Genomic DNA, 11,256 nt, shown 5'->3' on the forward strand with positions numbered 1-11,256 from the left:
AGGTGTCATCTGGGACAGTGAAGTTGAAGAGTATCTCTTCGGTGGCTTGTTGATCCTGAATTGCATTCGCTACCTCTGGAATACTTAGTACTGAAGCGTAGGCTGCCATTACTTCTGGCTCAAACGCCAGAGCAGGAACAATTGCCCCCGTAGAAACTTCCAGTTCCCAGTCACCACCTAATGCAGTACTCCCCGTTAAGTTATCAGACGCCGCTACTACTGCACCTGTCAATTCACTCAGGCGCTGTACAAATGCTTTACCTTGCTCTGTTTGCCCAACTTCGCAACCATACAATAGTAGTTGTGCATCTGCACTCAAAACATTTGCCCAGTCCATGAGTTGCCAAGCATAATGGTTGAGGGTTTCGTAGCTGAGTTGACTCTTCCCCAGGTAGACTTGCCCTGGTGCGCCGTGAGAAACAATGTGTAGGCTGTTGATTTTCCAATGAGTTGCCACCACTTGGCTAATTTGTTCAATGCCATTCTGGTCAGGATCTAAGACTACAACAGAGGTGTTCGGCAAGACACCTGCTACCAAACTTTGGTAGTTCTCAACCTGTGGGTCTATGAAAACCAGGTGAGTAGCAGGTATTTGCTCATACAAGTCTTGAGTTGACTGGGTAGCGATCGCGATGGTGTCTGACATAATTACTCTTATTAATTAATAGTTTTTTCGTTGCAGCCGTTGCGTGCTATATCCTGGAAATCACGTAGAAGCAGGATTTTTTTAGCATCGTGAAGGAGCCAATTATTAAACTTATATAAAAGGCTAATAGTTAACTTCAGTAAATTTACTGCCTAAACCTGCTGATCAATATTACCATTGCCATCGAAAATAGCATCAGGTCTGCCATCAATAATAATAAATGGTGCAAACAGAGAATCAGCTTTGAAAGTCCCGGTGTAATTTGCTGTCCCTTGCTTATTCACCGTCAAAAAATGCCTGCAACACCCCCATGCACAGGTTTAGGACTTATCCAAAGGCTTTATTGGCGATCGCATTTATACATAATATATAGTTGAAGTTATTACCCACGCATAAAACAACCCCATCCCGGAAGCGAGATGAGGTTGGAAAGCTATAACTAAAACAAAATTCAGAAATAACTTTGATCGTCTACTTAAATTCAAAGAGTGACAAGCAAAACAGACTTCATGTATGGCTTATACCAATTCTGTATAAAGATGCGCCAAATTATATAAATTATATAAGGAACGAACCGCAAAGGGCGCAAAGGACACAAAGGAAGAAAGAAAATTTGGCGCAGCCTCACAAAGAAATGGTATTAGAGACTTAAGTTTTGTACCTCACTGAGTGAAATATTCTTATAAGTCTAAAAAGATTTAGATTTCTGCAATAATTTGATCTATGCAAGCCTTCATTTTGTCAGACACAGATCGTACATAGGGTTCTTTAAAAATGGAATTATGAATCCCAGAAATATCATAGATATCCACTCCCCCTAATGCCAATTTACCCCAACCCATTTTGGCATCAGCCTCCCGTTGTCCAACTACAAGACCATCTTCTGTTCGGAATATGGTTGCTCGACCGGAGTAAACTGTTAGAATATATTTTCTGAGCGCTTGTCTGATGGCCTCTTCCACCATGTATTTGCGGCTGGAGTAAGGTAAGGGGCGTCTGATAATCAGGTGAAAGTGAAAGACAATCCGCCAGAGTATCTCTTTGATCTGATACTTAAGCCGCTCTGTATTTCCTTTTACTTGCTTAATAACATAGTTAAATGCAATTTCTAAAAGACTCTTCCAATTGTGAGAGGCTGGTTTTTGCAATGGTAAAGATTCAGTATTTATTGAGCCATAGGTATCAAATAAAACCAGCAAAGCTACTTTCTTACCTTGCATGGCCAATTGCCGAGCCATCTCGTAAGCAATTATACCCCCAGAGGAGTATCCGCCAATTAAATAAGGCTCATGGGGCTGAATAGTCTGGATTTGTTGAATGTAGTGTGCTGCCATCTTTTCAATCCGGGTATATGGAAGCTGTTTTCCATCTAACCCTTTTGGTTGTAGTCCATAAAATGGTTGATCCGATCCTAAATGCACTGCCAATTCACGGAAACGCAGAACTTCTCCACCCAAACCATGTACACAGAAAAAAGGAGGTCTAGAACCGTTGGGCTGAATAGCTACTAAAGATGACCAAGGAATTGATTTTTCAGACTTGATATCATCTATTGGTGCCGCCGCAACCCCAGATTTGGAGCATCTTTCTCGCTCAACAATATTAGCTAATTGCTCAATAGTTGGGGCTTGCAAGAGGATAGATAGAGCTAAGTTTTTGCCTGCAATCTTTTCAATCTCAGAAAACAGACGTACTGCCAGCAGTGAGTGTCCACCCAAATCAAAAAAGTTGTCTGTTATTCCAATCGGATGAATTCCTAAAACATTTTCCCAGATTTCTGTTAATTGAAGTTGTAATGGATTTTCTGCTGTAGCAAATATTTTTTCTATTTTAGAATTAGTTGGATTAAACGCAGATAAGGCTTTGCGATCAACTTGACCATTAGCATTCAATGGTAGAGAATCAACTATGAAAAAGGCAGAAGGCAACAAATGTTCAGGTAACTTTTGCTGGAGAAAACTCAGTAGTTGCTTACTTCCAAAAGTCTCCCCTTCTTTAGGGACAACATAAGCAACTAAACCTTTATCCCCAGGAACATATTCTTTGGCAATCACCACAGTTTTTTGCACGCCTGGATATTGACCCAAAATTGTTTCAATTTCAGCCAACTCAATGCGAAAGCCGCGAATTTTTACCTGATTGTCTAAGCGGCCCAGAAACTCAATATTGCCGTCACTTAAGTAGCGTCCTAAATCACCAGTTCTGTAAAGGTATGCCCCAGATTCGCTGCTAAAGGGATTGGGGATAAATTTCCCAGATGTTAATTCGAGACGATTAAAGTAGCCTTGGGTAACACCGATACCGCTGATGTAGATTTCACCAGTTACGCCAATAGGGAGGAGTTGCGATCGCCGATCGAGAATGTAGATTTGGGTATTGGCGATCGCTTTTCCTATAGGAATTTCTGACCGAGTGTTACTGGCTTCAGTTGCAGTTTCCGGATCGTAAACCGTTGCAGTTAAAGTTGTTTCTAGCGATCCATAAGCATTCAGCCAGCGTACTTGCTTGCCAAGTTTTTCTACCCAAGTTAGATAAGCATGGCGTGAGACTTTTTCACCACCAACCATAACTAAGCGCAAGCTGGCTGGCAAGGTTTGTGGAGATACAGATGGCTCTTTAACTAACTCATACCAAAAAGCAGTAGGTAAATTGACAACGGTAATCTGTTGTTGAGCAATAAATGGGAAAAACTGCGTCGTCGAGTTTTGTAGCTCTTGAGACTGGAGAACTGTGGTAGCACCAGTAATCCAACTGGGGAAAAGTGATTCAAGGAAAGTATCGCAGCTGATACTAGGTATAAGTAGTAGGCGATCGCTCTGGTTCAACTCCCAAGTTTCGCTAATTGCCAAGCTGTGGCTGACAAGATTACGGTGGGTAATAGCTATACCGTTGGGTTTTCCATTGCAGCCGGACACATACATTACACAGGCGAGAGTCCGAACTGTGCCATAACTTTCTGGATTTTCAGTCACGTGTACGGCAATAACTTCCCAATCACTATCCAAACAGATAGCTTGTGCCTGATGCTCAGAGAGATTCTGAACCAATGAGCTTTGGGTTAACACCAAAGATATTTGGGCATCTTCTAAAATGACAGCCAGACCATCTTGCCCAGATGTCGGAGCAATCGGTACGTAAGTTCCACCGACTTTCAAAATACCCAACAGCCCCACAATCATCTCCAGGGAAGGCTCTAGATAAAGACCGATGAGTACCCCCGATTCTACCCCTAAAGTTTGCAGATAGTAGGCTAGTTGATTTGCCCGCTGGTTAAGTTCCTGATAAGTTAGTTGCTGATTTTCAAAACTTACTGCAATATTATTTGGAGTTTCTTTAGCTTGAGTTTCAAACCACTGATGAATACAAGTATCCTGGGGATAATCAGCTTGTTTGCTACTCCACTCAACTAACAATTGATGTTGTTCAGGTGCTGTCAACAGGGGTAATTCAGCAATCGGCCGATCAAGATTAGCAACAATACCTTCGAGTAAAGTTTTGAAGTGTCCCAACATCCCCTCTATTGTACTGGCATCAAACATCTCGGCATTGTAATCAAATACCATACCCAAACCATTATCTTGTTCCCGCAAGACCAATGTCAGATCGTATTTGGTCTTGCCATGATAGATGTAGCCAAATAGAGATGTGATAGTCAAATCAGGTAGTTGCACTGATGCCATGCCACGACCATTTGACCAAGGAGGATTGAGGGAGAATTTTACTTGGAACAGGGGCGAACTATTGCGACTTCGCTGTTCTGGTCTAAGTTCTTCAATTAGCTTTTCAAAGGGTAGGTCTTGATGGGTATAAGCTTCTAAACAATCCTTACGCACTCGGTCTAATAATTCTCGGAAAGTTGGGTTAAGAGCAAAGTTACTCCGTAGTACAAGAGTATTAGAAAAAAATCCAATCAGCCCCTCGGTTTCAACTTGTCCTCGACCTGCACTTGCAAAGCTAATTAGTAGGTCTTCTTGTCCAGAATAACGGTAGAGCAATAGTTCAAATGCTGCCAGTAGAGTCATGAACAGGGTGACACCCCATTTTTGACTCAGGTCTTTCAGGGCATGGTTCAGCGCCTTTGATAGCAGTAGGGCCGCGCGATCGCCTCGATAGGTTTGCACACTTTGAGGACGGGGGCGATCGTAAGGTAACTCAATGATCGGTAAATTGCCTTCTAACTTTTGCTTCCAGTAGTTTACCTGTGACTCTAAAACCTCTCCCTGAAGCCATTGATATTGCCAATTGGTAAAATCAGCATACTGTACTGGTAAGGGAGTTAAAGGAGAAGCTTTTCCCACCGACAATGCTTTATAGATGGTAGTGAAGTCTTGATAGAACAGATCGGACGAAGCTCCATCACAAACTATGCAGTGCATATTCCAAATTAGCAGATGCTCGCGATCGCTTAACTGGAGCAGTAACACCCGCAAAATCGGTCCATTACCTAAATCGAAGGGTTGATGAGCTTCTTTAGTTGCTAGTAGGTGAGCTTCCGCCTCTCGTTGTTCATCTGGTACTTGCCGCAAGTCAATTATTGGCAATGTCAAGGAAACATCGGTAGCAATGACTTGAGTAGGCTTGCCATTCACTGCTGGAAAAGTTGTCCGCAGGACTTCATGGCGACGGACGACTTCTCTCAAACTTTCCTTTAAGACAGCAACATTGAGATTCCCTGTAAAACGCACGACAACTGGCATATTATTTGAGGAACTATCAGGTTCAAACTGATGGAGGAACCATATCCGTTGCTGACCAAAGGAAAGCGGTAAGTTACCATTCCGTTCACAAGCGACAATTGGGGGAATCTGTGAACTGGCGGCTGTGTTAATTTGTCGGAGAAAGTTGATGATTTCGGCTTTTTGAGTTTTTAACTCGGTTAGCAATTCTGGTGTGAGACTATCTTTTGCGGCCCGATAGCGTAAGCGTTCGCCCTCTAGCCAAAGTTTGACATCGCGCTGACGTAGCTCAGATAGTAGTTCATCTAATGTTTTCATAGCTCACCTTCCTCGTAATCATCAGCTGTTTCACTCTCAGCAGCTTGAACACCTTGGGTTGCCCACCGCAGAGTTTCCACTCGTTCAGCCAAATCCGCTACCGTTGGTAATTCAAATAAATTGGACATCAAAATTTCTGCTTGCAAAGCTTGGCGCACTCGAGAAACCACTTGAATTCCTAGTAGAGAATATCCACCCAATTCAAAAAAGTTGTCGTTAATCCCAACTTGCTTGACATTAAGAACCTGCGCCCAGATATCTGCTATCTGCTGTTCAATGGGAGTGCGGGGCGCTACATAATTTGCCTCCAGTTCTGGGCGGGAAGCATCTGGCTGTGGCAATGCCTTGCGATCGACTTTGCCATTGGGGGTTAACGGCATAGCTTCTAGTGCCATAAAGATTGTTGGCACCATAAAGTCAGGAAGTTGTTGTTTCAAAAATCGACGCAATTGCGAAATCACTTCCAAGCTATCTTGACCAGTTTCAGCAACAATATAACCGACTAAACTAGTCTCATTAGGAGTGTCTTCTCGAACAATAACAACGGCTTCTTTTACTTCTGGATGTTGCAAGAGTGCGGTTTCAATCTCACCCAATTCTATGCGGAAACCACGTAATTTTACCTGATAGTCGATACGACCCAAGTATTCAATATGTCCATCTGGTAAATAACGAGCTAAATCTCCAGTTTTGTATAAGCGCGATTTAGGGTTTGGGCTAAAGGGATTAGAAATAAATCTTTCAGCAGTAAGTTCAGGACGATTTAGATATCCTCTTGCTAATCCTTCGCCACCAATATACAACTCACCTGATATACCAATGGGAACGGGTTGTAAATGGGAGTCTAAAATGTAAGTTTGCGTATTAGCTAGAGGGCAACCAATGCTTATTGGTTTATTTGTCGTTGTCACCTTGTAGCCTGTTGACCAAATCGTTGTTTCTGTAGGCCCGTAGAGGTTCCACAGACAAGCTCCCTTCGGTAATAATTGATTTGCAAGGTCTCTAGGTAAGGCTTCGCCTGTGGAAATCATCTTCAGTTGAGGACTACCTTGCCATCCGGCTGCCAGTAATAGCCGCCAAGTAACTGGTGTCGGTTGCATAAAGGTTGCCCCGGAGGTGGTTAGGGCTTTTAACAGTTGAGTACCATCAGCCGCAACTTCACGGCTCACCAACACCAACTTCGCACCTACAGACAGAGGTAGAAAAATTTCTGAAACGGCAATATCAAAGGATAGGCTAGTAACAGAGAGGAGAGTATCCTCAGCGGTTAAACCGGGTTCTTTAGCGATCGCATTTAGGAGATTAACAGCACTCTGATGTTGAATTTGAACGCCTTTCGGTTGACCTGTCGAGCCAGATGTATAGATGACGTAGGCTAAGTTATTGCCAGTGACGTTATGTGTAGGGTTATCCAACCCATAATCTCTGGATTGCCAGTTGTTATCAAGGCAAACAATCTCTGCTTGATGGTTGGGTAGCCCCGATTTTAGCTTCTCCTGCGTTAGTAGCACTGATACTTGAGCATCTTGCAACATGAAAGCTAAACGTTCTTGAGGATAAGCATAATCTAATGGTACATAAGCTCCCCCGGCTTTGAGAATGCCTAAAACTCCTATAACCATTTCCAAACTGCGCTCGACACACAGGCCAACTAGAACTTCTGACCCGACTCCTAAGCTTTGGAGATAATGGGCTAGCTGATTGGCTCGCTGATTCAGTTCGCGGTAGCTAATTTGTTCATTTTCAAAAACTACAGCGATCGCATCTGGAGTCTTCTCCACTTGAGTTTCAAACAGCTGGTGAATGCAGATATCTTCGGGATAAGCTGTTTGAGTATTGTTCCATGTTGCTAATAACTGTTGCTCAACTGCTGGCAAAATTGGCAATTTAGCAATAATTTGATTAGGGTTAGCAACTATGCCCAATAACAAAGTTTCAAACTCTGCCATCCGGCGGCGGATAGTATCAGCGTCAAATAAATTAGTGTTGTACTGACATTCTAGGATAAGTTCACCATGCAATTCCGTAGCATTGATAAACAGTTCAAAATTCTCGAATGCGCGGGGATTGGAGAAAAATTCTACCTCTAAATCGATAAAGGGAAGTCGATCGCTGTCTAAGGCTTGATCGACATTAAATATAATTGGTACTAAGGGAATGCGGCTAGAATCCCGTGGCAATACTAATTTTTTGACCAGACTACCAAAGGTAAATTGTTGATGGTCATAAGCATCTAAGACAGCTGAACGCCGCGTTTGCAAGTAGTCGCTGAAAGATTTTTCGCCATTAATCTGGCTACGCAAGGGTAATAAATTTACACAGTGACCTACGAGATTATATTGCCCTAAAGCAGCTTGTCCGGCGGCTGGAATACCAACAACCAAGTCGTTTTGTCCTGTGAGACGGTGTAGCCAAACCTCAAATCCTCCCAGGATGGTGGTCATAAAGCTACAACCGAGTTTTGTTCCTAGTTGTTTCAGGTTGGCAACTAGTTCAGAATTTAAATGCCAATCTTCGCGGGCGGCATTAAAGGTTCTGAGTGGGGGACGAGGGCGATCGCTAGGGAAATCCAGTATAGGTACAGAGTCAGCGAATTGTTCCAACCAATATTTTTCTGTGGCGATCGCTTCTGGACTATCTGCCTCTTCTTCCTGCAAAATCGCATATTCACTTAAGTAGTCTGGTTCTTCTAATTCAGGAACAATACCCTGTTGCAAGCCAGAATAAAGTTTACCCAAATCTGGCATCAGCACTGCCCAAGACCAACCATCACAAATAATATGATGGGCTGTCAAAATAGCTAGATGCTCCTGCGGCTGCAATTTAACAATTTTTCCCCGAAATAGCGGCCCATGTTCCAAATCAAAAGGTTGCTCTACCTCTTGTCGCCAGATACTAACTAATTTTTCCTGTTGTTCCTGTGGTTCCAGGTTAGAAAGTTCAATAATAGGAATTTCAATTTGTCGAGAAGCAACAATGCAGAGTGTATTGCCATCGGTACTAAAAGTTGTCCGTAGTGCTTCATGACGTTGTACTAATTTTTCCACCGCAGACTGGAAAACTTTGACATCAAGTTCGCCTTTTAGTCGCAGAGATTGAGACTCGTTATAAGCACAATTGGCAGCATCGCCCATTTGCACAGAAGCCCAAATTTCTTTTTGTGATTCTGTGGCGGGGGCGGTTAGAAGTAATTCTCCATCTGCAAATGGATCAAAATCAACCGCAGTTAATGTCGATTGGTAATCTACAGGTGATAAGGTCATAAAACTCTATTATTTTCTCAGTTTATTGAATGTGGATAAATCTCAATCTTTTTTAAAATTACTGACTTTGAATACATTGTTTACCTAAGATTGTAGACTTTAAATAATTACGTGCTGGGACTTCTACAAATCTATATGTCAATGATGCCGCCAATAAGACAATCATAAGAAATACTCCTAAAGATGTCAATGATTGATATTCTGTAAATTCTTTGCCAAAAACATCGTGAAATTTATAAATCCAGAAGATTTTTAACAATTCTTGAATAAACCAATGAACCATATAAGTTGAGTAAGATATAGTCCCGATATATAGCATTAAGCCTGAATTTAAAAACTTTGATATTACACTATTATTGTTGATAGATACAGATAAAATTAGTAAAGAAAAAGCTGGTAAAATTAGCCAATCATGAAGGTTACGAAAATCATGCCAGTAGTAATGCATAATCATAATTATCCAAGTTATAGCTATAATTGCCAGTAAATTAAGATTGAAATACTTTTTATAATTACCTCTATGGTAAACTTTGTAAGTTATAATTCCAAGTATGCATTCTAGCCCACATCTAGCTATCGAAGGTATGCCAATAATAGTATCTAAATTGCCACGGGTAAAGGTGATTAGTAGTAATATACTAAAGAGAGTACAACTATAAACTATCAAATCAGTTTTGTGGTTATTTTTTAACAAAATTAATAATAAAAATGGAAATATACAGTAAATAAAAAACTCTACGCTAATTGACCAAGACGGCTCATTCCAATAGGTATTACACCATAATAAAGGTGGACATTTTAGGTCGAATGCTTGGAGAAGAAAAATATTGGCAAAAAGAGCAGTTAAGTTAAATTTACCAGTAAAAGCAGAAGTATTTAGGAAAAGTAATTTGACAATCTCTAATCCAATAAATAGAGAAACAATAAATATATGCAGAGGATAAATTCTAGCAAAACGCGAGAATAAATATGAACGATAGTTCTTTAAACTTACTTTTAAATAAAAAATCTCTGCATAAACGTGGGTCATGATAAAACCACTCAAAATAAAGAAAAAGTCAACCCATAAATATCCATTTTTAAAAAAATTACTATAGGCTGATAAAGTTGAACCTGTTTTCGGTAAACCGTAGTAAGAAAAATGGTGTATAACAACAACCAAGGCTGCAATACCACGTAAAGAAGTGAGCGATTTGATGTGTTTATACATTGATATTTTTGGTTTTAGTTTCTACCTATAGCAATCCTATTTGAGTTGTGAAAATTATTTTTTAACGTAGATGCGTAGTTGCTTGCTGTCGTCTACAATGAATGATGTAACGTTGCATAAAAACAAGCTACGCGGAGCGTTTAAAATAGAAGATTTCACAAATGATTTAGAATTGCTATAGAACACCGATTCAGTATACAGGCTAATTCATAATTAATTATTTGAAAAAATTTAGATTTTTTTCATAATCTTGTTAGAAAATTGCTTTAACCTTCCCTCAATAGATTTGAGTCTTAATACACCAGAGCGCAGTATCATAAATTTACTTTTAGGTCGGCGATCGGATAGAAGACTCAGAGCAAAAATTTTGAGTCGGTCTTTCAAAGCAGATTTACCTGGTGGAGTGGGTTCCAATCCCAGTCTGCGTAAATAACTGTTGACTTGATATATTCTGGCTTTGAGATCGTAAGGTCGCAGATAGAAGAGGATACTCAAAGCTACAGAGACATTATTATTATTTTTGGCCCAATGGGGTGCCAGTATTGGATGATGGAGTCCCTTGCCTGGTTGCAAATGGTAAACTCTTGCTTTACTCTGATTCTCCTCTCTATAATTTGCTACGTTCAGGTCGCCTACATAAAATTTTTCAATTTCCTCTTCGCTCAGTACAGAACGATCGTTTTGATTGAAAAGGCTCATATCTTTCTCGCCCTGAATTTGAAACAGGAAATTCAACTCACTATCGATATGGTAAGGTGTAATAGAATTTGGAGAACCAATAAAGATGTAAGCACCTAGCCATGTCATTTGCTTCCGAAGGGGTTTACCTGTAAGAGTTTCAAGTTCAGTTATAATCTGGTTGACCAAGGCAGCATATTCTGGGTCTACTTGAACATCTTCAAGCATGACCCAAGAATCCGATTCTCCAATATGTGCGATCGCCTCATTAATTTGCTTAATTCCAGGTCGCTGATTCCACTTTTGCTCAACAGGGACTTTGCTGATATAAGACTGGATTTTATTTGTTCTACCCTGACTTAGCATAGTATTTGCAAGCTCAACTAAGCGGGGGATTGAAAACAAAGGATGTCCCGCAAGATTATGCGAAAACATGAAGTGCGAAGAGTTGAAATTTTCCCGAAA

At 40.9% G+C, this 11,256-nt stretch carries 6 protein-coding genes; all 6 read right to left on the reverse strand.

The window, feature by feature from the left end; translation table 11 throughout:
* Nucleotides 1-646: DUF4347 domain-containing protein (locus HWQ40_RS00710; RefSeq protein WP_292774320.1), on the reverse strand; the 646-nt coding region annotated here is incomplete at its 3' end.
* Between the two features lie 152 nt (nucleotides 647-798).
* Nucleotides 799-936: a hypothetical protein gene (locus HWQ40_RS00715; RefSeq protein WP_292774322.1), complete on the reverse strand. Its 138-nt coding sequence runs from the start codon at nucleotides 934-936 to the stop codon at nucleotides 799-801.
* Nucleotides 937-1,344: 408 nt separating this feature from the next.
* Nucleotides 1,345-5,640 (reverse strand): amino acid adenylation domain-containing protein, encoded by a 4,296-nt coding sequence (locus tag HWQ40_RS00720; protein ID WP_292774324.1) that lies wholly within the window; start codon nucleotides 5,638-5,640, stop codon nucleotides 1,345-1,347.
* Nucleotides 5,637-8,903, reverse strand: a complete 3,267-nt coding sequence (locus tag HWQ40_RS00725) for an amino acid adenylation domain-containing protein (protein WP_292774327.1) — start codon at nucleotides 8,901-8,903, stop codon at nucleotides 5,637-5,639. Before HWQ40_RS00725 ends, HWQ40_RS00720 begins: the two co-directional genes overlap by 4 nt.
* A 58-nt stretch (nucleotides 8,904-8,961) precedes the next feature.
* Nucleotides 8,962-10,113 (reverse strand): acyltransferase, encoded by a 1,152-nt coding sequence (locus tag HWQ40_RS00730; protein WP_292774329.1) that lies wholly within the window; start codon nucleotides 10,111-10,113, stop codon nucleotides 8,962-8,964.
* Between the two features lie 231 nt (nucleotides 10,114-10,344).
* On the reverse strand, nucleotides 10,345-11,157 hold the full coding sequence (locus HWQ40_RS00735; RefSeq protein ID WP_292774331.1) for a cupin-like domain-containing protein: 813 nt from the start codon (nucleotides 11,155-11,157) through the stop codon (nucleotides 10,345-10,347).
* Nucleotides 11,158-11,256: the final 99 nt, after the last annotated feature.

This window comes from Nostoc sp. NMS9 (assembly GCF_017114995.1).
Classification (GTDB): Bacteria; Cyanobacteriota; Cyanobacteriia; order Cyanobacteriales; family Nostocaceae; genus Nostoc.

What these genes read in the sequence shown, in the direction of transcription:
- HWQ40_RS00720 (WP_292774324.1), bottom strand. Translation starts at nt 5,640, where the DNA reads ATGAAAACATTAGATGAACTACTATCTGAGCTACGTCAGCGCGATGTC.
- HWQ40_RS00725 (WP_292774327.1), bottom strand. Translation starts at nt 8,903, where the DNA reads ATGACCTTATCACCTGTAGATTACCAATCGACATTAACTGCGGTTGAT.
- HWQ40_RS00730 (WP_292774329.1), bottom strand. Translation starts at nt 10,113, where the DNA reads ATGTATAAACACATCAAATCGCTCACTTCTTTACGTGGTATTGCAGCC.
- HWQ40_RS00735 (WP_292774331.1), bottom strand. Translation starts at nt 11,157, where the DNA reads ATGCTAAGTCAGGGTAGAACAAATAAAATCCAGTCTTATATCAGCAAA.